At 49.8% G+C, this 24545-nt stretch carries 22 protein-coding genes, 1 tRNA gene and 1 pseudogene; 7 read left to right on the forward strand and 17 right to left on the reverse strand.

Annotated elements, in window-relative coordinates; all coding sequences use genetic code 11:
* Positions 1-45 precede the first annotated feature (45 nt).
* Positions 46-119, reverse strand: a tRNA-Gly gene (locus CJP72_RS06915).
* A 79-nt stretch (positions 120-198) separates the two neighbouring features.
* Positions 199-966: an amidase activator ActS gene (gene actS, locus CJP72_RS06920; RefSeq protein ID WP_162380147.1), complete on the reverse strand. Its 768-nt coding sequence runs from the start codon at positions 964-966 to the stop codon at positions 199-201.
* 311 nt (positions 967-1277) lie between these two features.
* On the opposite strand from actS, the pseudogene CJP72_RS06925 reads away from it, so the two are divergent.
* Positions 1278-1783, forward strand: a pseudogene (locus tag CJP72_RS06925) (molybdopterin cofactor-binding domain-containing protein); the annotation flags it as partial.
* Positions 1784-1890: 107 nt separating this feature from the next.
* On the opposite strand, the gene CJP72_RS06930 reads toward CJP72_RS06925, so the two are convergent.
* The 5 genes from CJP72_RS06930 to dpaL all read right to left on the reverse strand — a co-directional run bounded on the left by CJP72_RS06930 (position 1891) and on the right by dpaL (position 9109).
* Positions 1891-3162: a RidA family protein gene (locus CJP72_RS06930; RefSeq protein ID WP_162380148.1), complete on the reverse strand. Its 1272-nt coding sequence runs from the start codon at positions 3160-3162 to the stop codon at positions 1891-1893.
* Between the two features lie 484 nt (positions 3163-3646).
* Positions 3647-4933 carry an MFS transporter gene (locus CJP72_RS06935; protein WP_162380149.1) on the reverse strand — a complete coding sequence of 429 codons (1287 nt, stop codon included), beginning with the start codon at positions 4931-4933 and terminating at the stop codon, positions 3647-3649.
* 85 nt (positions 4934-5018) lie between these two features.
* The gene (locus CJP72_RS06940) at positions 5019-6608 is read right to left on the reverse strand and encodes an N-acyl-D-amino-acid deacylase family protein (protein WP_162380150.1); all 1590 of its coding nucleotides are present in this window, start codon (positions 6606-6608) and stop codon (positions 5019-5021) included.
* 68 nt (positions 6609-6676) lie between these two features.
* Positions 6677-7861, reverse strand: coding sequence for a YgeY family selenium metabolism-linked hydrolase (locus CJP72_RS06945; RefSeq protein ID WP_162380151.1), 1185 nt, complete (start codon positions 7859-7861; stop codon positions 6677-6679).
* A 36-nt stretch (positions 7862-7897) separates the two neighbouring features.
* A complete protein-coding gene (gene dpaL / locus CJP72_RS06950; protein ID WP_162380246.1) occupies positions 7898-9109 on the reverse strand; it encodes a diaminopropionate ammonia-lyase in 1212 nt (403 codons plus the stop codon).
* Positions 9110-9489: 380 nt separating this feature from the next.
* On the opposite strand from dpaL, the gene CJP72_RS06955 reads away from it, so the two are divergent.
* Positions 9490-11238 carry a sigma-54 interaction domain-containing protein gene (locus CJP72_RS06955; protein ID WP_162380152.1) on the forward strand — a complete coding sequence of 583 codons (1749 nt, stop codon included), beginning with the start codon at positions 9490-9492 and terminating at the stop codon, positions 11236-11238.
* A 383-nt stretch (positions 11239-11621) separates the two neighbouring features.
* Complete coding sequence (gene idi / locus CJP72_RS06960; protein ID WP_162380153.1) at positions 11622-12170, forward strand: isopentenyl-diphosphate Delta-isomerase; 549 nt, start codon at positions 11622-11624, stop codon at positions 12168-12170.
* 48 nt (positions 12171-12218) lie between these two features.
* Here idi and lysS read toward each other — a convergent pair whose 3' ends face one another.
* The 5 genes from lysS to xerD form a co-directional block, all read right to left on the reverse strand.
* The gene (lysS, locus tag CJP72_RS06965) at positions 12219-13736 is read right to left on the reverse strand and encodes a lysine--tRNA ligase (protein WP_162380154.1); all 1518 of its coding nucleotides are present in this window, start codon (positions 13734-13736) and stop codon (positions 12219-12221) included.
* Positions 13737-13745: 9 nt separating this feature from the next.
* Positions 13746-14844, reverse strand: a protein-coding gene (prfB, locus tag CJP72_RS06970) for a peptide chain release factor 2 (protein ID WP_162380155.1) whose coding sequence is annotated in 2 segments (ribosomal slippage) — positions 13746-14768 and positions 14770-14844 — 1098 coding nt in all. Because the reading frame shifts where the segments join, the coding sequence is not laid out codon by codon here.
* A gap of 90 nt (positions 14845-14934) precedes the next feature.
* Positions 14935-16668, reverse strand: coding sequence for a single-stranded-DNA-specific exonuclease RecJ (recJ, locus tag CJP72_RS06975; protein WP_162380156.1), 1734 nt, complete (start codon positions 16666-16668; stop codon positions 14935-14937).
* A gap of 5 nt (positions 16669-16673) precedes the next feature.
* A complete protein-coding gene (gene dsbC, locus CJP72_RS06980; RefSeq protein WP_162380157.1) occupies positions 16674-17387 on the reverse strand; it encodes a bifunctional protein-disulfide isomerase/oxidoreductase DsbC in 714 nt (237 codons plus the stop codon).
* A 22-nt stretch (positions 17388-17409) separates the two neighbouring features.
* A complete protein-coding gene (gene xerD / locus CJP72_RS06985; protein WP_162380158.1) occupies positions 17410-18306 on the reverse strand; it encodes a site-specific tyrosine recombinase XerD in 897 nt (298 codons plus the stop codon).
* Positions 18307-18418: 112 nt separating this feature from the next.
* On the opposite strand from xerD, the gene fldB reads away from it, so the two are divergent.
* On the forward strand, positions 18419-18940 hold the full coding sequence (gene fldB, locus CJP72_RS06990; RefSeq protein ID WP_162380159.1) for a flavodoxin FldB: 522 nt from the start codon (positions 18419-18421) through the stop codon (positions 18938-18940).
* Between the two features lie 68 nt (positions 18941-19008).
* On the opposite strand, the gene CJP72_RS06995 is transcribed toward fldB, so the two are convergent.
* From CJP72_RS06995 to CJP72_RS07005, 3 genes are read right to left on the reverse strand one after another with little or no spacing between them, the layout of a single operon-like run.
* Complete coding sequence (locus tag CJP72_RS06995; protein ID WP_162380160.1) at positions 19009-19422, reverse strand: protein YgfX; 414 nt, start codon at positions 19420-19422, stop codon at positions 19009-19011.
* Entirely contained in the window at positions 19403-19669 is a 267-nt protein-coding gene (gene sdhE, locus CJP72_RS07000) for an FAD assembly factor SdhE (protein WP_162380161.1), read from the reverse strand. The genes CJP72_RS06995 and sdhE overlap by 20 nt, the downstream gene beginning before the upstream one ends.
* A complete protein-coding gene (locus tag CJP72_RS07005; RefSeq protein ID WP_162380162.1) occupies positions 19659-19886 on the reverse strand; it encodes a hypothetical protein in 228 nt (75 codons plus the stop codon). The genes sdhE and CJP72_RS07005 overlap by 11 nt, the downstream gene beginning before the upstream one ends.
* A gap of 39 nt (positions 19887-19925) precedes the next feature.
* Here CJP72_RS07005 and ygfZ point away from each other — a divergent pair, with 39 nt between their 5' ends.
* On the forward strand, positions 19926-20906 hold the full coding sequence (gene ygfZ, locus CJP72_RS07010; protein ID WP_162380163.1) for a tRNA-modifying protein YgfZ: 981 nt from the start codon (positions 19926-19928) through the stop codon (positions 20904-20906).
* A 94-nt stretch (positions 20907-21000) separates the two neighbouring features.
* Here ygfZ and trhA read toward each other — a convergent pair whose 3' ends face one another.
* Positions 21001-21660, reverse strand: coding sequence for a PAQR family membrane homeostasis protein TrhA (gene trhA / locus CJP72_RS07015; protein WP_162380164.1), 660 nt, complete (start codon positions 21658-21660; stop codon positions 21001-21003).
* A gap of 162 nt (positions 21661-21822) precedes the next feature.
* The gene (yqfB, locus tag CJP72_RS07020) at positions 21823-22134 is read right to left on the reverse strand and encodes a N(4)-acetylcytidine aminohydrolase (RefSeq protein ID WP_162380165.1); all 312 of its coding nucleotides are present in this window, start codon (positions 22132-22134) and stop codon (positions 21823-21825) included.
* Positions 22135-22186: 52 nt separating this feature from the next.
* Between yqfB and CJP72_RS07025 the strand changes: the two genes are divergently transcribed.
* Positions 22187-22915 (forward strand): MurR/RpiR family transcriptional regulator, encoded by a 729-nt coding sequence (locus tag CJP72_RS07025; protein ID WP_162380247.1) that lies wholly within the window; start codon positions 22187-22189, stop codon positions 22913-22915.
* Between the two features lie 121 nt (positions 22916-23036).
* A complete protein-coding gene (gene bglA / locus CJP72_RS07030) occupies positions 23037-24470 on the forward strand; it encodes a 6-phospho-beta-glucosidase BglA (protein WP_162380166.1) in 1434 nt (477 codons plus the stop codon).
* Positions 24471-24545 lie beyond the last annotated feature (75 nt).

The following is a 24545-nucleotide window of genomic DNA, read 5'->3' on the forward strand; positions in this document are numbered from 1 at the left end:
GCTGATAGAGAAGGCTTTTAAGGCTTCTCCACAAGGGGAGAGATCTGGAGCGGGCGAAGGGAATCGAACCCTCGTATAGAGCTTGGGAAGCTCTCGTTCTACCATTGAACTACGCCCGCTTTGAATTGCGTAAGGCATTATAAACCTTACGCTCTTGTTAGCAAGAGACTCTCACACTGACTGGCGATTAATTCGCCGTCAGCATTTGGGTTTACTCCCTTGCGGCGGTAAATATCGCAGCGGATCGATCGCCGTGGCGCGATAGCGAATCTGGAAGTGCAGCCGCACGGAAGCGGCGTCAGTACTCCCCATCGTGGCGATTTTCTGCCCGGCTTTCACGCTTTGTCCGTTATTCACCAGCATCGTGTCGTTATGGGCATACGCAGTGATGTATTCCTCATTGTGCTTAATCATGACGAGGTTGCCGTAACCACGTAATTGATTGCCGACATACACCACCTTCCCATCCCCCGCCGCATAGACAGGTGTTCCACGCGCGGCGGAAATATCAATCCCTTTATTGCCGCCATCCGCAGTCGAATACGGCAGAATCACTTTACCGCTGGCAGGCCATACCCAGCATCGTTGCCCCACTGGAGGCCAGGAAGACTTCGGCACCGCCGCAGACGGCGTGACAGCAGCCGTTTTTGTAGAGGATTTCTTCGTCGTTTTGCTGGATGCGGTGCTGGTTTTTTTAGCCCCACCGCTGACTTTCAGTTTTTGCCCTACTTCGATGGTATAAGGCGGTGAAATCCCGTTAAGACGCGCTATTTCCTTAACGCTGGTTCCCGTCACACGCGAAATGCGGTAGAGCGTATCCCCTCGCTTCACTGTATAAACAGAACCAGAATAGCTGCCCGCATCAGAGGATTGATCGCTGGAGCAACCGGCTAATAGCAACCCCGCACACAGTAACATCGCAATACTCAGGCTATTTTTGTTCAGGCATCCCGCACTCAAAACCATTCCTCGCAATATTTCCAGACGCTATATAATAACAGCCAGAAGTAGGATGCCCAATGTATTGCGTCTGGAAAGACGCCTGATGAGCGGTATCACGACGTTACCCCCGTGTATCACAATGATTTGATTAGACTCATAATGATAAATGGAGTAACCAGAATTTTGCGGTAATTCCCATCATGGCAGAATTATATTTTTATCATCATCACATTTCCCTGACATCCTGCCGCCCATTTCCGCTTCTGGCGTAATTCTTGCCTGATTTGACGAATACATGGCATTAAGAACAAATGTTCAAATCAAGGGGGGCGTCTATGGAAGCGCGGGAAGCAACCGCAACCGGGGAATCATGCATGCGCGTGGATGCCATTGCTAAAGTCACCGGACGGGGTCGCTACACTGATGATTATGTTATGGCGGGCATGTGCTGCGCGATATACGTTCGTAGTCCTATTGCCCATCGTTATGTTGTCAGCATCACCAGCGAGCAGGCCAAAACCTGCCGGAGGTTCTGGTACCTGACGCCGGTGGAAATCTTCTTAAACAGAGCGAAATGACGACCGGTACAGATTGATGCGGCAAACGATAAAGTCCTGGGCCACTATCAGTTCCTGTCATTCAGTATTGTCATATGGAAAACGCGACTTCTGTTGCCAGGATGGAGAAGACTCCCGGACTTCAAGCATCTTCTGTCCCCCATATAGTACGGCGAATGGTCGGTCAGGCGTATGGCATTCCGTGGTCCCGCGTTTGGGTTATCAAACCGGATGTCGGCATTGGCAATAAACAAGATGTGCCGGAAGACGCGATGACCGCATTCCCGTAAAAGTATCTCTCTGCTGTGAAAAGTGGGATGTGTGATTGTGTATTCACCATTAGTATAAACAAGACTCTTTTATACTAATGGTATTTACTCATAAGCATTAATTATGCTTTTGGTGGTGTACCTTCTTCGTTTGCTACAACGGCATCGATCTGGATTAATGCGGCATTAGGTAATGCTGGTACACCCACTATTCTACGTGCAGGAATGCCGCCCGGGAAGAACGTTGTGTAAACAGCATCGACAGAATCAATATCAGAAATATCTTTAAGGAATATATTCACTTTAACCACATCGTCTAACGCGTGGTCGATACTTTCAATAATGGCCTTAATATTTTTTAAGCACTGTTGAGTTTGTTCTTTTATGCCACCTGAGACTAACGCACCTGTTTTTGGATCTAATGGTAATTGTGCTGAGAGGTGATTGTAATGAGAAAAAGCCACAGTCTGTGTATGCAATGAACTTATTGGGGCATTTACAGTATTATTTGCTTCTATTATCAACCCATGCCTGTCTTCGACAGCCTGTGGAGGAGTCCCATCGCCGTGTGACACAACGGCTTCGATTTGCACAAGAGCATCCATGGGTAAAGCGGATACTGCAATTATTGTACGAGCGGGTAAATAAGCGGCAGCCCGAGCGATAGAGGAGTCCGGGAAAAATGCAGTATATACTTTATTTACAGAACTTATATCCGAAATGTTTTTTATAAAAATATTAACCTTCACAACGTCGTCAAAAGAAACATCAATACTCTGCAAAATTTCTTTGATATTTTTTAAACACTGTACAGTTTGTTCTTTTACACCACCGGTGACTAATCTACCCGATATTGGATCAACAGGTAATTGGGCAGAAAGATTATTGTAATGAGAAAAAGCCACAGTTTGAGTAGACAGCAGGTTCATTGGCGCATTAGGCGTATTATTGGTCAATTTTATTAGATTAGCCGTTTGCGGCTCGTTGGGAATTGTGCCCTCACCATTTGAAATCAATGCTTCAACTTGAACCAAAGCCTCCATTGGCAACGCAGAAACTGCAGCGATCGTGCGCGCAGGTACATAAGCGGGGAAGAATGATTTATACATTTCGTCTACGGCATCAATATCCTTAATGTTTTTGACAAAGACCGTAATTTTAACGACATCACTCATGACATGGTTAATGCTTTCTACGATAGCCTTGATATTTTTAAAACACTGTTCAGCTTGTTCTTTTATCCCACCAGAAACCAACTTACCCGTTTTGGGATCAACAGGGAGCTGTGCTGAAAAATTATTGTAATGAGAGAAGGCAACCGTTTGTGAATATGGCCCTAAATCTTTAGGTGCATTATCGGTATTTCTTGCTAACACTGCATTATAAGAACTCATAATTATACTATTCTCTTTATTTTAAAATAGAATGACTCAAGTGAAGAATCTCATTACATGCCAGGCATTTTTGAGACAATTTTTCTGATGAAGATTAAATACAAAACCGTAATACTTTTCAGTTTGTTTGATTTAACATGCGCACGAAGGCATTCATGCTGGTATGCAGCATCTGTGCAATCACTCAAACACTGGCATTATTCATCGAGGGGCGACAACGCGCTCTTTCATGACTGTCAAAGAAGCACGATACGCATAATCAGGCTGGAACGTTCTACTGATAACAACGATGCTTAGCGTTATTCCCAAATCCTGTTTATACCCGAACAGTGTGTTCATAAAACGGGCATTTTACGTCACCGTTGTCCATTCCAGACACTCGGCCAAAAAGTTTCGTAAAATATGATCAACACGTTGCATACTTGCCACCGAGGTGAACCCCCTGCGGTGCTGAAATAACAGAACCACAGGGGGTGGACATTAATTAAACCTTACTGGGAATGGCACCTAAAGAATGCGAACTTTTTACTGTCAGTGTGACCAGTGCCGAACCTATCAGTGCAGCAATCATAAAGATAAAAGCACTGTTATAGCTTCCACCACTGCTTTGGATCAGCCAACCGATGACAGGCGCGGAAACAACCCCCGCCATCTGCCCGCCAAAGTTAACGATGCCGGAAGCTCTGCCCATGATTTTGTTGGGGATGGTATCCATCAAAATACCCCAGAAGGTCGCCATGGCGAAAAACATAAACAGTGCTGAAATACACTGATAAACGACCGCCATATCCGCGCTGCTTACGCTGAAGGTCAGGTACAAGAAACCTGCTGCAATAACTGACGTTATGACGTACAGCATTTTGCGTTGTGGTTTGAATTTATCTGAGCAATACCCACCTAACAATGTCCCACATGCGCCAAACAGGAAGGGAATTGCCGCCATAACGCCGGTTTTCGCCAGAGAGAATTCACGTACAGTAATGAGGTAGCTTGGTAACCAGGTAGAAAAACCCCAGAAGGTAATATCAAACAAGAACCAGATGCTTGCCATCTGCCAAAGTACAGGCATTTTTAACACGTCCTTGAACGCGACGGAGCCTGTATTTTGCGGACTGCCTTGATCGTCAGCGGCCAGTTCTTCCAGATCCTGCTGCGTAATAGCAGGATGATCTTTCGGGTTGTCACGTGTGAAAAAGTAGATGCCAGCAGCAATAAACAGACCGGGAATACCCAGTACGATAAAGACCATGTGCCAGCCAAACGCTCCGATAATACTCGCGGCGACAACAACTGCCAGCGCTGGGCCTAATGTATTCACCGTTGACTGAATTGCTGTTGCACGACCGCGTTCCTTAGAGGGGAAATAGGTCGAAATCATCTTCCAGGAGGCCGACGGGAAACAGCCTTCACCTACGCCAAATAAAAAGCGAACGGCCAACATCAGGGGAAGCGTCAGCACTGCGCCGGTTAAGCTAGTAAAAATAGACCACCATGCAATACCGATGGCCATTATTTTACGCGAGCCAAATTTATCCGCCAGTAAACCGCCGGGAATTTGAAATGCGGCATAACCAATGAAAAAGGCACTAATAATTAAACCTTGTTGCGTCGTATCAAGATTTAAATCTTTGCCAATATAAGGTAATGAAACGCTCATGACCATTCTATCGAGAAAAGAAAGTAACCATGCCAGCCAAATTAATGACAGGACGGTATATCTTGCTTTCCAGGTCTTTGTTTTACCTGAAGGTAAAGAAGTTTGTAGGTTCATGGTATGTCCTTGGGGTGTTGTTATCTATCGCAGGCCATAAATGACCGCGATAGATTTGTGTTTATTTAACGTTATTTATTAGTATTTATTGTTTTCTGATAACGTTACCGCTACAGGCATAACTTTCTATGCCATTGATTAATGCAATGCGTCCGTTAACCATGACCATTTCAATCCCTTCCGGGTACTGATTGGGCTCAACAAATGTGCCCTTATCTGTAATGGTATTAGGATCGAACATCACAATATCTGCGGCGTATCCCACTTTGAGCAGTCCGCGATCTTGCAGGCCCAGCACTTCAGCCGGTTTTCCTGTCATCTTGCGGATAGCCGCCTCCCAACTCAGGCATCCCTCTTCCCGTACGTATTTACCAAGTACGCGGGGAAATGCGCCGAACACGCGCGGGTGGGGTTTTCCAGCCCCCATCAGGCCGTCAGTACACACGTTCTGTTCCGGCCGGCAGAGGAACTTAATGACGTGTTCTTCAGTGCCGTAGAAATCAACCATCCCGACGGCGTTTTCTTCTTCAAACAGCAGATCAAACGTGGCGTTGTAGGGATCTTTACCACGCAACTCACCCAACTGAACCAGGTTGAGACCGACAGCATCCTGGTTTTTTTCTGTTTTGACGCTGGTGACAAAAATCTGGTCCAGACCCGCAAAATCAATAAAGTTATCCCAGCCAGGAATTCCCTGCTGAATATCAGCGATCATTTTGGCGCGTAGTTCAGGTGAAGTCAGACGTTCGAGTAATTTGTCAGTTCCGCCGGAGTGCACCCACGGAGGCAGAATCACACCAAGCATTGTGCTGCCCGCCACATAGGGATACTGGTCGTATGAGATGCGAAGACCCTCTTCCTGCGCCTGCTCCAGCATCCCCAGCATCTGATCGATAAGCCCCCAGTTTTTCCTGCCACACACTTTCATATGCGAAATGTGCAGCCAGACGCCGGTTGCTTTGGCTATATCAATCAATTCCTGCGTGGAGTTGATAATGTCGTCAGCTTCACTGCGTTGGTGCACTACAAAGATCCCGTTGTATTTCGCCGTGACTTTACACAGTTCAATCATTTCAGCGGTATCACCAAAGGCACAAGGCATATAGATAAGCCCAGTGGAAAGGCCAAACGCCCCAGCTTTTAACTCCCGCTCAAGGACTTCGCACATCTTCGCCACGTCTTCACGAGTAGAAGGACGCCCGTCCAGCCCCATAGCTTCCATGCGCACATTGCCATGTGGAACCAGATACGCAAGGTTCGTGGCCGGGTGACGCGATGCCAGCAGGTTGAGATAACCGTCCGTATCTTTATATTTCCAGTCAATTTTGTCGGTATCACCATCCAGTCCGGCAATATTCTTTCTCCAGGCTGGAATATATTCCTCGGGTAACGGTGCAAGCGCTACGCCATCCTGCCCCAGCAATTCGGTGGTAATACCCTGACGAATTTTCGCAGACAGCGCGGGATTAATAATTGCCGATAAATCGGAATGGGTGTGCGTATCAATAAAACCCGGACAAATTATTTTTCCCGTCGCATCAATAACCTGTTCATTTACGCCAGCGTCAATTTTTCCGATCGCCACAATACGACCGTCATCAACCATCACATCGGCAATCCTGCCTTCACAGCCCGTCCCATCGATCACATTTCCGTTTTTGAAAATGGTTTTCATCGTTATTCTCCATTACGGTGCCGATAAACGGCACCACCTGTAGGGTAAGAGGGTTTTATCTTTATTTTTTAATGGCGATACAGTGTCTTGATAATGCTGTAATAACCGCTGGCCGAACCGGTCAGTTGATCAATCTCGATAAACTCATCAATGGTGTGCGCCAGGTTTTCGCGAGAAGGTCCAAAACCAATGGTTTTGATTCCCGCTTCGCCCGCATAGTGGCTACCGTTAGTGCAAAATGAGTACTGTGTGATGGTCGGTTCAAACCCTGCCGCGCGAACGCCTGCCAGGGCGGCCTGAACAAATTCATCGGACTCTTCGTAAACCCACCCAGGGAAGAAACGCTCCCCCTCAATGGTGGCACCGGTATAGCAAGACTCCTGGCCCACAGCGTAGGAGACGCTGGCCTTGAACTGCGGATCCTGAGCAACCAGCTCAGCCAGTGCATTTTCCAGTGGCGCAATGACGCTTTCTTTGGTTTCACCCACCAGCAGACGACGATCGTAGGTCGCACGGCAGTAATCTGGTACAACGGACGCCCCAGGATACGGCGAGGATTTAATGTCTGTCAGTTCCAGGATACCTGGACCTAATACCGGGTGAGTTGGCGGAGTGATGGTGCGAATTTTGTCGATCAGTTGCGCCATTTTATACACCGCGTTAATACCGGCCTGTGGGTTAGCGGAATGCGCTGGTTTACCAAAGGTTTCGACAACAATTTCAGCGCGGCCACGCTGACCAATTTTCAGGTTTAATTCCGACGCTTCCCCGATAATTACATAGTCAGGTTTATAACGTTCGCTGACCAAACGGGCGGCAATGCCTTCAAAACACTCTTCATGTACGATACAGGCGACATAAATTTTACCGGCAAAATCACGATCATTATCCTGGCCAAAAAATCCAACGGCAGAGATCATCGCCGCCACGGCACCTTTCATGTCCGTTGTGCCACGCCCATAAATTTTGCCATCTTCAATATCGCCGCCATACGGATTGTGGGTCCACTTCTCTTCATTCACCGGCACAGTATCAATATGTCCATCCAGCACCAGCGTTTTCCCTGGCTGGTTGCCGACAATGCCGCCGACGATATTGCCGTATTTATCAACATGGATGTCATCAAACTGGTAATGCTCCATCATTGTTTTTATTGCATTAACCACATCCCCTTCCTGACCGGAATAACTTTTCTGCTGGATCAGTGCCTGGCAATTCTTAATCACTTCTTCAATACGGTTTGCAGATAACATGGATTTTCTCCGTTATAACTTTCAATCAGGAATTTATTAGTTGATGCCCGGGTACTGACCGCCCCAGACAATATCCAGATATTGTTGCGGGTCGGTATCCCCTTCCGTGCTTATCAACAGCACGCGAGAATGTTCATCCAGCCCCAGTTGTTCACGTGTTTGCGCCAGTACAGGCGAGGTCATCAGCAATGCCAGAAGACCCGAAGTCACAGCCCCTGATTCACCAGAAGTAATCTGCGGATCGCCCGCTAACGGGTTACCCAGCATGCGCATACCCAGCGCCGCCACTTCATCAGGACAAGAGGCGAATGCGGCGGCATAATCACGCAGCAGTTTCCAGCCGATGCTGTTAGCTTCCCCACAGGCAAGCCCGGCCATCACGGTCTGCAAATCCCCACCAACCGCCACCGCATCGCCCTCTTTCGCAAGCGCTGAGCGGTAGAGGCAATCGGCAATCAATGCCTCGGCGACGATCACTTTCGGGCGATTTTCCCCCCAGGCAGCCGTCACCATTCCCTGAACCATCCCCGCAAACGAGCCGACGCCCGCCTGAACGAACACGTGTGTCGGAGCAACCTGGTGAAGCTGATCCATCGCTTCCAGCATCAGGGTGCCGTAGCCTTGCATAATCCAAAGCGGGATCTTTTCGTACCCTTCCCAGGCCGTATCCTGCACCACGATCCAGCCATGTTTTTCAGCCTGCTCTGCAGTCATACGCACGGCATCGTCATAGTTCATATCAACGATTTCAGCCGTCGCCCCTTCATTACGAATAGACGTCAGACGCTGCTGCGAAGAGCCTTTCGGCATGTAGACCACGGCATTTTGCTTCAGTTGACGTGCCATCCATGCCACGCCACGACCGTGGTTGCCATCGGTGGTGGTCGCGAATGTCACGGTCTTCAGGTCATGGCGCACCTCTTCGCTGGTCATCACGTCAAAGGGTAATTCGCTGATATCCTTACCCACCAATTCCGCGATATGGCATGCCATCGCATAGGCCCCCCCCAGTGCTTTAAAAGCTTTGAGGCCAAAACGTTGAGATTCATCCTTAAGGTAAATATTTTTAACACCCAGTTTTTGTGAGAGTGCTGGAAGCGAATACAGCGGCGTCGGTGCGTAACCCGGAATAGAACGATGAAAATTCAGCGCTTTTACCAATTCCTGGTGACTAAACGGTGCCAATGGTGCATCGGGGTTCTCGGTAAACGGCGTCTGGTTGATAAAAAATGATAATTTTTCCTGCATCATAGAGCCTCATTGTCCTGGTATTTCATTCCCTGTAATCGATGTCATACAGAGATAATTAAGCGAGCGGTAATCCATAAAAGCAAAATGCTTACCAGTTTTTTATAAAATGACAAATTTATGAATATTTTTTAATAATATCTTTAATTTCAATAAATTAAAAAGAAGAGCAGCAACTTACCCGGCAAAAATGGCTTGCCGGATTTCTCGAGTCACTTTGATAAATTCTCACAAATGAGAAATAGTGTGATCGCAGAAGAGAAAACAAAAAACATATCTAAAAACAAAGCAATAAATTGATTCCACTCAAATCAATCTGACAGAAATTCGCATATTTATCATTCTCCCTGAGAAATTCTCAGCCCTGCCGGAGATGTAGCATGATTTCAGTACTCAGTAATATTCAGGATGATATCTGCAATTATGCCGACGCTATTTCCGGTATTACCGGTACGGATGTTGAAATCATTGATGAATCTTTAACGCGCATAGCTGGCACGGGGAAATACCGGCATATGCTCAACGAAAATGTGGCTAAAAATGGCTATATCTATCGTCATGTTTTGCAGGTACGCGAAACGGTGTTGATCAAAAATCCGGGTGAACATCCGCTCTGCCAGCTCTGTGAAAAACATCGTTATTGTTCAGAAATGCTTGATTTGAATGCTCCCATTTTTCTCAATAATCGCGTCATTGGGGTGATCGGGATTATTTGCTCAACACAGGCACAGCGTGAAACTTTGCTGAGTCAGATCGATAAGTTTGTCACTTTCATTGAACAAATCGCCGTCATGATCTCAAGTAAGGTCTTTGAATGTCTGGAACGGTTGCGCGCGCAGGAAACGCTGGGGGCATTTCGTCTTCTGATTGATGCCATGGATCGCGGTGTAGTCGCTATCGATGGTAATAGCCGCATCTGGCATGCCAACCATTCAGCAGATCGCATTCTCAATCGTGAGGTTCAGGGTTTGCCCCTGACCATTGAGACAACCGGCGACAGTTTGTATGGTGATGAAGAAGCGTGGCTGACGCTTGAAGGACAAAAACACCATGTGCTGTGCAAACAAATCTCACTGTCATCACAGGATAATGATCGCTTAACCATGGTTATCTTTCGCGATGCGCGAGACTATCTCAGCACTATCGCCACGTCCCCTTATGAGTTTGACACTCAGGTACGCCTGATCGGCCATTCTCCCTCAATGGAACAGCTCAGGAGTACCATTGGCAAAATCGCTAACAGTTACGCCAGCGTTCTTATTACCGGGGAGAGTGGATCAGGTAAAGAGGTTGTGGCATTTGCTATCCACCAGAGCAGCCCGCGTAAAGTCGCTCCTTTCGTGACGATCAACTGCGCAGCCATACCCGAGCAGTTGCTGGAAAGCGAGCTTTTTGGTTACGTTCGCGGTGCGTTCAGTGGCGCTGATCCCAAAGGACGAATGGGTAAATTTGAACTGGCCAACGGTGGGAGCTTATTTCTGGATGAGATCGGTGACATGCCACTTCATCTGCAAGCCAAATTGCTCAGAGTACTGCAGGAAAAAGCAATCACCCGCGTTGGTTCGAACAACATCATCGATATTGATGTACGTATTATTGCGGCGACGAATAAAAACATTAATGCGATGGTCGAGAATAATCAGTTTCGCGAAGATCTTTTCTATCGCCTGAATGTGGTCCCTCTTGTGCTCCCTTCCCTGAGAGAGCGACGTGCTGATATCGCCGTCCTGGCGCAAAATTTTGCGGACGAGTTTTCAGCAAGCTACCAGCGCCCCCCACAAAAGCTACCTGATGATGTAATCAACCGCCTGTATACCTGGCACTGGCCCGGCAACATCCGTGAATTACGAAACGTCATTGAGTACATTTTTGTCATGCGCGGAGAGGCTGCCGGGATCAACGCGAGTCACCTACCTCCTTACCTGCTTACCGCGGCTGACGGCAGAAAAACCGCCTTACAGACTCAACCTCGCCAACTTTCAGACCAGGGCAGACAAACGGAAAGGGACGCTATTGAAAACGGCATACAACGATTTGGATCAAGCGTTGAGGGTAAGAAACAAGCGGCGGCAGAATTGGGGATCAGTATCGCCACGCTATACCGAAAAATTAAACAGTACGGTTTGTAAGCCACAGATTTCCCTACTCTTATACCAATAGGTCTGCGTGGCGCGCAGTACCGTTCACTTACGCGAAGCCGCACGACGTTTTACTGGCTCACGGATTTTTGACATCTTCCCTCTGGCCTTGTGGTCGGGGCGTTTTGTTATGAACGGCGCGTCCAGATTTGCGTATCAATGCGCAAGCCATCTCGGATTATCCTCGGGAAGAGAGTATTCCCAGCGCTTTCATCCCCATCGCGATTTTCTAATCCTCTCCTTGTTCCCGACATCCGCCAGCCCTGGACGCGGATGTCGAATGCCACAGACTCACGTACAATAGTTATTAATCATTCTGTCGCGATATTTCATGCCCTATAATGGTGTGTGTTAAAAATTCACGGCGAGATTTTATGCAACAGGAACACATCATTTTATTGGATGAGCAGGATAATCCTTCCGGAACGCTGGAAAAGTATGCTGGCCACACCTTCAATACTCCTTTGCATCTCGCCTTCTCTTGCTGGCTGTTCAACACGCAGCGCCAGCTTCTGGTCACCCGTCGTTCGCTGTCGAAAAAGGCGTGGCCGGGGGTCTGGACGAATTCGGTTTGTGGCCATCCACAGCAAGGCGAAAGTACAGAAGACGCTATTGTTCGACGCTGCCGTTTTGAGTTGGGCGTGGAGATCGCTGGCCTCACCCCTGTTTATTCTGCGTTTCGTTACCGAGCCACCGATCCAAACGGAATTGTGGAGAACGAAGTGTGCCCGGTCTACGCTGCGCAAATGGTCAGCGAGCTCAGCGTGAATAACGATGAGGTGATGGAGTACCAGTGGTGCGCTCTGGAAAGTGTTCTGGATGGGATTGGCGCTACACCGTGGGCTTTCAGTCCGTGGATGGTGATGCAGGCATCGGATGATGCAGCGCGTGAGGCATTGCTAAATTACAGCCGCCAAAAGTAAAAAACCCCGACGCATTTGCCGGGGTTGTTTTCACTGACACCGTGAGGTTTATTTCACCGGACGCATCGCCGGGAACAGGATCACGTCGCGGATGGTGTGGCTGTTGGTGAACAACATAACCATACGGTCGATACCAATGCCCAGACCCGCCGTTGGCGGCAAACCGTGTTCCAGCGCCGTCACATAGTCCTCGTCGTAGAACATTGCTTCGTCATCACCCGCATCTTTCGCGTTAACCTGATCCAGGAAACGCTGAGCCTGATCTTCGGCGTCGTTCAGCTCGCTAAAGCCATTACCGATTTCACGGCCCCCGATGAAAAATTCGAAGCGGTCAGTAATTTCTGGGTTTTCATCGTTACGACGCGCCAGAGGAGAGACTTCAGCCGGATATTCCGTGATGAAGGTCGGCTGAATCAGATGCGCTTCTGCTACTTCTTCAAAGATCTCGGTCACGATACGACCCAGACCCCAGCTCTTCTCAATCTTGATACCGAGGCTTTGAGCAATCGCTTTAGCAGAATCGAAACTGTCCAGATCCGCCATATTCGTCTCCGGACGGTATTTCTGAATGGCTTCACGCATGGTCAGTTTTTCGAACGGTTTACCAAAGTCGAAGACTTCATCACCGTAAGGCACTTCAGTGGTACCCAGAACGTCCTGCGCCAGCGTACGGAACAGAGATTCGGTCAGTTCGATCAGATCTTTATAGTCCGCATATGCCATGTAGAGTTCCATCATGGTGAACTCTGGGTTATGACGAACGGAGATCCCTTCGTTACGGAAGTTACGGTTGATCTCGAATACACGTTCAAAACCACCCACCACCAGACGTTTCAGATACAGTTCCGGCGCGATACGCAGGTACATATCCAGATCCAGCGCGTTATGATGAGTGATGAACGGACGTGCTGCGGCACCACCAGGGATCACCTGCATCATCGGGGTTTCTACTTCCATAAAGCCACGACCCACCATGAACTGACGGATACCCGCCATGATCTGTGAACGCACTTTAAAAGTGTTGCGGGATTCATCGTTAGAGATGAGGTCCAGATAACGTTGACGGTAACGTGCTTCCTGATCCTGCAGGCCGTGGAATTTATCCGGCAGCGGACGCAGCGCTTTGGTCAACAGACGCAGCTCGGTGCAATGGATCGACAGTTCACCCGTTTTGGTTTTGAACAGCTTACCTTTCGCGCCAAGGATATCGCCGAGATCCCATTTTTTGAACTGCTCGTTGTAGATACCTTCCGGCAGGTCGTCACGGGAAACGTACAGCTGAATACGGCCGCCGACGTCTTGCAGCGTAACAAAAGACGCTTTACCCATAATGCGACGTGTCATCATACGACCCGCGACGGACACTTCGATATTCAGCGCTTCCAGTTCTTCGTTTTCTTTCGCGTCGAAGTCAGCGTGCAGTTGGTCTGAGGTGTGATCGCGACGGAAATCGTTCGGGAACGGGATACCCTGCTCGCGCAGGCCAGCCAGCTTCTCGCGGCGCGTTTTCAGTTCATTATTAAGATCGGCTACCGCGTCAGCGCCCTGTGCGTGTTGTTCAGACATGTTGGTTCCTCATAACCCTGCTTTCAAACTTGCTTCGATAAATTGATCCAGGCTGCCATCCAGCACTGCCTGCGTATTGCGGGTTTCTACCCCAGTACGCAAGTCTTTAATGCGGGAGTCATCAAGGACATATGAACGAATCTGGCTACCCCAGCCGATGTCGGATTTGGTGTCTTCCATCGCCTGTTTCTCTGCATTTTTCTTCTGCATTTCCAGTTCATAAAGCTTCGCTTTCATCTGCTTCATGGCCTGGTCTTTGTTTTTGTGCTGGGAACGGTCGTTCTGGCACTGGGTAACAATCCCGGTCGGAATGTGGGTGATACGCACCGCAGATTCTGTACGGTTAACGTGCTGACCGCCCGCGCCGGATGCGCGATAGACATCAATACGCAGGTCAGCCGGGTTGATATCGATATCGATATCATCGTCCACTTCCGGGTAAACAAACGCAGAGCTAAACGACGTATGGCGACGGCCGCCCGAGTCGAAGGGGCTCTTACGCACCAGGCGGTGCACGCCCGTTTCGGTACGCAGCCAGCCATACGCGTAATCGCCAGAGATTTTAATGGTCACGGATTTGATCCCTGCCACTTCACCTTCCGACTCTTCGATAATTTCTGTTTTAAAGCCGCGCGCTTCTGCCCAGCGCAGATACATACGCTCCAGCATGCTTGCCCAGTCCTGCGCTTCAGTACCGCCGGAACCTGCCTGGATGTCGAGATAGCAATCCGCACTGTCATATTCACCGGAGAACATACGACGGAATTCCAGCTGCGCCAGTTTGTCTTCCAGCGTATCGAGTTCAGCAACGGCTTCGTTAAAGGTATCTTCGTCGTCGGCTTCTACAGCCAGTTCCAACAGGCCAGAAACATCTTCCAGTCCCTGCGACATTTGATCGAGCGTATCGACAATGGCCTCAAGGGAAGAACGTTCTTTCCCCAGCGCCTGAGCGCGCTCGGGTTCGTTCCAGACGTCCGGCTGTTCCAGCTCGGCGTTTACTTCTTCCAGACGCTCTTTCTTGGCATCGTAGTCAAAGATACCCCCTAAGAACGTCGGAGCGTTCCGTGAGGTCCTGAATGCGGTTATTTACCGGATTAATTTCAAACATGGTCTGATTTCTTTTATTGGACGAGTCAAAATGCGGTTATAAGGGCGGAATATTAGCGGATTTCGCCCTTCAATTACAGTGAAAGTGATGCTAAATCGGCCAGATGTTATCAATGATAATCTGTAAACTGCGATTGCCGCGGAACTCGTTAATATCCAGCTTGTAGGCCAGTTCCACTTCGCGCACGCCGTTGTCCGGCCAACACGTCGTGTCGACGTTAAACGCGATACCGTCAAGCAGTGGGCCGCCGCCGACGGGTTCGACCATCACCTTCAGATGACGCTCCCCCACCAGCCGTTGCTGCAACAGGCGAAATCGCCCGTCGAACAACGGTTCAGGGAACATTTGCCCCCACGGTCCGGCATCGCGCAACAATTGCGCCACTTCCATCGTCATCTCATCTGCGCTCAGCGGACCATCGGAGACCACTTCACCCTGTAAAAGCGCCGGATCAAGCCACTCGGTAACCAGTTCACCGAATCGTTGCTGGAAGCGTTCAAACTGGGCTTCCTCCAGAGATAATCCTGCCGCCATCGCATGACCGCCGAACTTCAGCATCATGCCCGGATAGAGCGTGTCTAAACGCTCCAGCGCATCACGCATATGCAGTCCCTGAATCGAACGACCAGATCCTTTTAGCGTGCCGTCACCCGCAGGGGCAAAAGCAATCACCGGGCGGTGAAAACGCTCTTTAATGCGAGAGGCAAGGATCCCAACGACCCCCTGGTGCCACTCGGGGTGATACATCGCCAGACCGCCAGGTAACGTTTCGCCGCTACGCTCCAGCTTCTCGCACAGCGTCAGCGCTTCCGCCTGCATACCCTGTTCTATTTCTTTGCGAGTCTGATTCAGCGCATCGAGTTCATTGGCCAGTACGCGCGCCTCCCCGATGTTGTCGCACAGCAATAACGCCACGCCTACGGACATATCGTCCAGCCGCCCTGCCGCATTGAGTCGCGGCCCAAGCGCAAAGCCCAGGTCGCTGGCGGCCAGTTTTTGCGGATCGCGATTTGAGATCTCAAGCAGCGCTTTAATACCCGGACGACACTTGCCCGCCCGAATACGGCTCAACCCCTGCCATGTCAGGATACGGTTATTCGTATCGAGCGGCACCACGTCCGCCACCGTTCCTAACGCGACCAGATCCAGCAGATCCGCCAGATTCGGCGGCGCAATACCGCGCTCCTCAAACCACCCTTTATCACGCAGGAAAGTCCGCAGCGCCAGCATCAAATAAAACGCAACGCCCACACCCGCCAGTGACTTCGACGGAAATGTACAGTCACGCAAATTCGGGTTGATGATGGCCTCTGCGGCAGGCAGTGTATCGCCCGGCAAATGGTGATCGGTCACGATGACCGGAATACCCAGCGTTTTCGCATGATCCACACCCATATGGGAGGAGATGCCGTTATCCACGGTCACGATCAATTGCGCGCCACGGGCATGCGCCTGATCCACCACTTCTGGACTTAAACCATAACCATCTTCAAAACGATTAGGCACCAGGTAGCTGATGTTGTCACAGCCCAGCGCGCGCATTCCAAGCACGCTGAGCGCGGTGCTGGTCGCCCCGTCTGCATCAAAGTCGCCCACGATGATAATGCGGGTTCCCTCGCGAAATGCGTTATAGAGGATCTCAACGGCCTTTTCGACGCCGCTCAATTGCTGCCACGGCAGCATGCCTTTAACGCTACGCTCAAGATCCTGCGCGCAGCGCACGCCCCGGCTGGCGTACAAACGGCGCAGCAAAGGCGGCAAATCAGCGGGAAGATCCGCCGTCTCATCGGCTTCACGCCGACGCAGTTGTATCTGTTGTTTCACGCGAATTATTTACCGCTGGTCTGTTTCTGGTGCTCATCAAGGAAGGCTTTCATCTCTTTCGGGCCTTGATATCCGGGAACAACATAGCCGTTACTTAACACGATTGCCGGCGTACCGCTGACGCCAAACTGCACGCCCAGCGCATAATGGTCAGCGATATTCACATCGCAACTGGCAGCGGTGACGCTCTTACCCGCCATCGCATCATCAAAAGCTTTATTTTTATCTTTTGCACACCAGATAGACTTCATATCTTGCTCAGCCTGACTTGCCAGCCCCTGGCGCGGGAAGGCCAGATAACGCACGGTGATCCCCAGCGCGTTATAGTCTTTCATCTCTTCATGCAGCTTGTGACAGTAGCCGCAGGTGATGTCGGTGAAAACGGTAATGACGTGTTTTTCCTGCGCCGCTTTATAGACGATCATCTCTTTTTCCAGCGCGTTCAGGTGATTCATCAGCAATTTATTGGTGACGTTTACCGGATGGGCGCCGCTGACGTCATACATCGGTCCCTGGATAATGTGTTTACCGTCTTCGGTAACGTACAGCACACCGCTATTGGTCATCACCGTTTTCATTCCGGCAACCGGCGCCGACTGAATCTCCGCGCTCTGAACACCCAGTTTGGCCAGCGACTGGCGAATCGCGGCATCGTCGGCATGTGCCATACCCGCAAACGCCGTCGACAGCAGGGTGAACATCATAATACTTTTTTTCATAACCAATCCTTTCCTGTCAGCATCACGCTCTGGGGTGATGCTGTTGATGAAGTTGACGCAAGCGCTCGGTCGCGACATGAGTATAAATTTGCGTCGTCGAGAGATCGCTATGCCCGAGCAACATCTGCACAACGCGTAAATCCGCGCCATGATTGAGCAAATGCGTAGCAAAAGCGTGACGCAAAACGTGTGGTGACAATTTCTCGCTGTCGATCCCCGCCAGCACGGCATAGTGTTTAATTCGGTGCCAGAATGTCTGGCGTGTCATCTGCTGCGCACGCTGGCTGGGGAACAAAACATCAATCGACACTCCGTTCAACAACCAGGGACGGCCGTGTTCGAGATACGTTTCCACCCAGTACACCGCCTCTTCGCCCAGCGGAACCAGCCGTTCTTTGTTTCCCTTACCGATGACCCGCACAACCCCCTGGCGCAGGCTGATGTCGCTCATCGTTAGTCCTACCAGCTCAGAGACACGGAGCCCCGTGGCATAAAGCACTTCCAGCATGGCTTTGTCGCGCAGCTCCAGCGGTTGTTCAATCAGCGGCGCTTGCAGCAAACGCTCTACCTGCGCTTCACTGAGATCTTTTGGCAAACGCTGCGGAAGTTTAGGCGACGCAAGTTGCGCGCTCGGGTCGTCTTCACGAAACTTTTCACGATAAAGATGCTGAAAAAAACGCCGCATGGCGCTTAACAAGCGTGCAGAACTGGTGGCTTTATAGCCGCCATCCATCCGTTCCGCCAGTAAGGCTTGCAGATCGTCGCTTTGCACCGTCGCCAGCGACACCCCGCGATGATGCAACCATTCAACCACCATCGACAGATCGCGACGATACGCGCTTAACGTATTTTCCGCCAGATTGCGCTCCAGCCACAGAGCATCAAGAAACTGCTCAATGCGTGCCAGATCCTGTTCCACTTTCGCCCCTTATTCCACTCTCATTTTTGATGCATTATGCCTCATTGTGCCGTGAATGCAGCGATTCTGGTACACTACCCGCAACGCTACAGCAGAATCGAGATGTTACGTAATGAACATGGGTCTTTTTTACGGTTCCAGCACGTGTTACACCGAAATGGCGGCAGAAAAAATCCGCGATATTTTGGGGCCCGAGCTGGTGACATTGCACAACCTCAAGGATGACTCCCCCACCTTAATGGAGCAGTACGATGTGCTCATTTTAGGTATCCCTACCTGGGATTTCGGTGAAATTCAGGAAGACTGGGAAGCCGTCTGGGAACAACTGGACTCTCTTAATCTGGAAGGCAAAATCGTCGCGCTTTACGGTATGGGTGACCAGTTGGGATACGGCGAATGGTTCCTGGATGCGCTTGGCATGCTGCATGACAAACTCGCCACCAAAGGGGTGAAATTTGTCGGCTACTGGCCAACAGAAGGATACGAGTTCACCAGCCCTAAGCCGGTGATTGCCGATGGGCAACTGTTTGTCGGTCTGGCGCTGGATGAAACCAATCAGTACGATCTTAGCGACGAACGTATTCAGGTCTGGTGCGAACAAATTCTCAGTGAAATGGCTGAACACTATTCCTGAAACGAGAGCCATTAAAAAGATTGCTTTCAGATACGCCTCACTGACGAATCAGGCATTCCGCCCGTTCGTCAGTGCTTCTCTTGTTCCGTTTTCTGCAACATGACCCGACGTAACTCACGCCATTCTTTTTCATCCATACTATCTGCCGCCAGCCATAAATGTTGACGTCTACCGCTATCCGAGCGTAAACGCAACATCATGCCCGTTTTGAGCATCCAGGGAGTACTCAGAATCGCCCACTCCAGACCCTGCCAGCGCAAACGCCCATCCATCAACAATTTAATCTCGCCCTGACGGGTATTGATACGTCGCTGGCTACGCACGCAATCGAACACCACCAGTGAGAGCAATATCAGCCACAAAGGGGTATAGCTTAATGGCCACGGCATCAACAAAATCAATGCGGCGACCAACCCATGAAGCAGCAGGGACATCCACTGCGCGCGCCAGGAGACGCGTAAATCAGATTGCCACAGGACCACGTTCCCGATTCCGTGTCTGGATGAGTCTCACCATCTGCTCCAGTTCTGCATCTGCCGGCTTACCATGATTCATTAACCAATTGAATAAATCCGGGTCATCGCATTCCAGCAAACGAATAAAAATGCGTTTTTCATCATCACTGAGGCTATCGTACTCATGTTCGAAAAACGGCATGATGGAAATGTCGAGCTCACGCATACCGCGACGGCATGCCCAGTGAATACGTGCTTTGTTGTTAATATCCATGTTCTTCTTCCTGTTTCGCGAAAATGAAGTACCCGGCTATTGTAACGTGTTTTTCATGTTCTTTTGCGGGAATCTCCATCATCGGAAGCGCGATCGCTAAATAAAAAGGCATTGAGTCAAATGCTTCATCCATTTTGCATGGCGCTTCGCAAAGCGGACGAAAGGGCACAAATGGAATGCCTAAAGCGCTTGCAATGGGCAATAGCTCTTTTACCATTAGTCATTATTACGGCGTTAAGCAAATCAGGACATTATTATGGCGTTTACACCTTTTCCTCCTCGTCAGCCTTCAACGTCGGCGCGTTTGCCTCTGACGTTGATCACATTAGATGACTGGGCACTGGCCACCATTACTGGTGCAGACTGCGAAAAATATATCCAGGGGCAGGTCACTGCCGACGTGAGTCAACTTACGGAGCATCAGCATGTCCTGGCCGCTCATTGCGATGCCAAAGGAAAGATGTGGAGCAATCTTCGTTTGTTCCGTGATGGCGAAGGGTTTGCCTGGATTGAGCGCCGTAGTCTGCGCGATGCCCAACTGACTGAACTGAAAAAGTACGCCGTGTTCTCTAAAGTCGTCATCGCGCCTGATGATGAGCGTGTTCTGCTTGGCGTTGCCGGGTTTCAGGCACGCGCTGCACTGACGCCTCTCTTTAGTGAGTTGCCGGACGCCGCAAACCCGGTGGTAACGAAAGGTGCTTCGACGTTATTGTGGTTTGAACATCCGTCGGAGCGTTTCCTGCTGGTAACCGATACCGCCACAGCAAAAGCGCTGACCGAAAAGTTGCACGGCGAAGCCGCACTCAACAACAGCCAGCAATGGCTTGCCCTGGATATTGAAGCCGGTATCCCGGTCATTGACATGGTAAATAGCGGACAGTTTATTCCTCAGGCAACCAATCTTCAGGCGCTGGGAGGGATCAGCTTTAAGAAAGGTTGCTATACCGGTCAGGAGATGGTGGCTCGTGCGAAATTCCGTGGCGCCAACAAACGGGCGCTGTGGTCCCTGGTGGGCGTTGCCAGTCGGGTGCCGGAAGCGGGAGAAGATCTTGAACTGCAGATGGGTGAAAACTGGCGTCGTACCGGTACGGTTCTCGCTGCGGTACAGTTAGATGATGGCCGGTTGCGCTTACAGGTTGTAATGAACAACGACATGGAAGCCGACAGCGTATTTCGCGTTCGCGACGATGCCAACACGTTGCACATTGAACCGCTGCCATACTCGCTGGAAGAATAATGTATTAATGGCCGGATAGAGGCTTATGCCGTGTCCGGCCTACGATCAGCGTTTCCAGGTCGGATACGTGTAAGCGTCATCCGGCAACAACAGCTCATGCCTGTCCGACATACAGATAAATCGCCAGGAAATGGCAGACGCTGCCCCCCAGCACAAAACCGTGCCAGATTGCATGGTTATAGGGAATGCGTTTGCAGACGTAGAAAATCACACCCAGCGAGTAAATCACGCCGCCGACCGCCAGCAATGTCACGCCACCTGCCGCCAGTTTGACCGAGAGTTGATACACCACAATCAGCGACAGCCAACCCATCGTCAGATATGTCACTAGCGAGAGCACTTTGAACCGATGCGCGATGGTCAGCTTGAACAGAATGCCCAGCAGCGCCAGGCTCCAGATGACGATCATCAGTCCACGCGCCAGCGGTGAATCCAACCCTACCAGCAGAAACGGCGTGTAAGTACCTGCAATTAATAGGTAAATCGCACAATGGTCAAATTTTTTCAGCCACACTTTCGCCCGCTGATGTGGAATAGCGTGATACAGCGTAGAGGCCAGAAAAAGCAGAATCATGCTGCCGCCGTACAGGCTATAGCTGGTGATTGCCGTGACACTGGCATGACTTTCTGCCGCCTGTACCAGCAACAGAACCAGCCCCACAATGCCAAATACCAGGCCAATCCCGTGGCTGACGCTGTTGGCTATTTCTTCAGCCAGAGAGTATCCCTGTTTTATTAATGGTTTTTTAACCATGAGTAACTCCGGAGAAACGTTCACGTTCGTGATTGCCTCTCTAGCGTAACTGAGAATGGTTCCAGTGAACACCTGTTAGCTCAAATAAATACTCGATTTAAAATAATCATTATAAATCATGTGATTAAATCATAATTTTCAACTAACAGTTGTTCTTAACAATTAAAGAGATTTAAAATCAATCACATAAAATTGTGACTGTCCTGGGTAAATTTCCGTAATCACCCGTTTCAACTCATCAAGAGTCATGTTTTCTTGTTGCGCATGTTTTTCACTGAGCGTGTCCAGGGTCACGGTTGAGGTTCCTGTGACTTTGATCGTGCAGAAATAGCCGTCATCTTCAAAACGCCCTACACGCAGAATATCCCCCACGTTAAAATGAGACTCTGAAGCGTCCCGCAGGGTAATGGTTTTACGTCCCGCCAAAATGTCATTCTGAAAGCGCTGAAAAAAAGTGATGTCGTTTGGCTGCATGTTATTATTTCCTGAAGATGAAGTCTGATGAGTGAGTATTGCCATTGTGAGTATGTTCTCCCACGCTGCCATCGCCAGTCTCAACAATCTTGAGATGTTGGTCTACAACTATGTCATCAAAAACCGCGATAACATCGTCTACATGACCATTCGCGAACTGGCAGATGCTGCGGGGGTTTCGACCACCACGGTGCTTCGCTTCTGCCGCAAACTGAACTGTGATGGCTACTCTGAGTTTCGTGTGCGGTTTAAATTATATTTAGAGCAGAATGAACCGCAACAGGCTAATTTCGGCGCCAGCGAAATTATCAGCTTTTTTAAAAGTGTGAATAACGACGAATTTGATAAATTACTCGATCGTGCAGTAGAGATTATTTTATCTTCCGAGAGAATTATATTTGTCGGTGCCGGAACCTCCGGGGCCTTAGCTAAATATGGCGCGCGTTTTTTCTCGAATGTCGGGAAATTCAGTAATCACATTGATGACCCCTACTTCCCCGTCACCAATGATATGGCCAGAAACGCCCTTGCGATCGTACTTTCAGTCTCTGGAGAAACTGCGGAGATCCTGCGTTTTGCCAGCCAGTTCAGCCTGCATAACTGCAAAGTACTGTCTGTTACCAGCCATGAACACTCCGCACTGGCAAAACTGGCTGACTTTAATCTCTCCTGGCATGTGCCGCAAACGCGCATTGCCGGTGTTTATGATATTACTACGCAGATCCCGGTTATTTATATTCTTGAAACATTAGGCCGTAAACTTGCGAAAAAATTAGCGTAAAAAAACAATTTGTTTTTTCGATGTAATAAGTCACAACGCGGCTATTTTGTTATATCGTGACATTTCATTTCTCTTTGTTAGACTCAAAATCAGAAGATTATTAATTTGAGATTGAGCCTAAATGAAAAAACTCACCTTACCGAAAGATTTCTTATGGGGTGGCGCAGTCGCTGCCCACCAGGTTGAAGGCGGCTGGAACAAAGGCGGCAAAGGACCGAGCATTTGCGACGTGCTGACCGGCGGCGCACACGGCGTTCCACGTGAAATCACCCAGCAAGTGGTGCCGGGAAAATACTATCCCAACCACGAAGCGGTCGATTTCTACGGTCACTACAAAGAAGATATTAAACTCTTTGCTGAAATGGGTTTTAAATGCTTCCGAACCTCTATCGCCTGGACTCGCATCTTCCCGCAAGGTGACGAAACCCAACCTAACGAAGAGGGGCTGAAATTCTACGACGACATGTTCGACGAATTGCTCAAATACAATATCGAACCGGTTATCACCCTCTCCCACTTCGAAATGCCGTTGCATCTGGTACAGCAATACGGGGGCTGGACTCACCGTAAGGTCGTGGATTTCTTTGTGCGTTTCGCTGAAGTCGTGTTTGAACGCTACCAGCACAAGGTCAAATATTGGATGACCTTCAACGAGATAAACAATCAGCGGAACTGGCGCGCGCCACTGTTTGGCTACTGCTGTTCTGGTGTGGTCTACACCGAACATGAAAACCCAGAAGAAACCCTGTATCAGGTACTGCACCATCAGTTTGTCGCCAGCGCCCTGGCGGTGAAAGCGGCACGCCGTATTAATCCTGAAATGAAAGTCGGTTGCATGCTGGCGATGGTGCCGCTCTATCCCTTCTCCTGCAAACCCGAAGATGTGATGTTCGCCCAGGAATCAATGCGCGAGCGCTATGTTTTTACCGACGTTCAGCTTCGCGGTTACTACCCCTCTTATGTGCTGAACGAATGGGAACGCCGTGGTTTTAACATCAAAATGGAAGAAGGTGATAACGCAGTCCTGCGTGAAGGTACCTGTGATTACCTTGGTTTCAGCTATTACATGACCAACGCCGTGAAAGCCGAAGGCGGCAGTGGCGATGCGATTTCCGGCTTCGAAGGCAGTGTACCGAATCCACACGTGAAAGCCTCCGACTGGGGGTGGCAAATTGACCCGACCGGTCTGCGTTACGCACTTTGCGAGCTGTATGAACGCTATCAGAAACCGTTGTTTATCGTGGAGAACGGGTTTGGTGCCTACGACAAAGTGGAAGAAGACGGCAGTATTAACGATGACTACCGTATCGACTATTTGCGTGCCCACGTTGAAGAGATGATAAAAGCCGTGACCTATGATGGCGTGGATCTCATGGGTTATACCCCGTGGGGCTGCATCGACTGTGTATCGTTCACCACCGGCCAGTACAGCAAGCGCTACGGCTTTATCTATGTGAACAAGCATGACGACGGCACGGGCGATATGTCTCGTTCGCGTAAGAAAAGCTTCAACTGGTATAAAGAAGTGATTGCCAGCAACGGCGAATCACTTTAACGCTGTCTCGCCAGACTGCGCTACGCTTGCACCGGCCTACAAAACCACAGGCCAGGTAAGCGTAGCGCCACCGGG

This window comes from Citrobacter sp. NCU1 (genome assembly GCF_010231475.1).
Lineage (GTDB): Bacteria > Pseudomonadota > Gammaproteobacteria > Enterobacterales > Enterobacteriaceae > Citrobacter_D.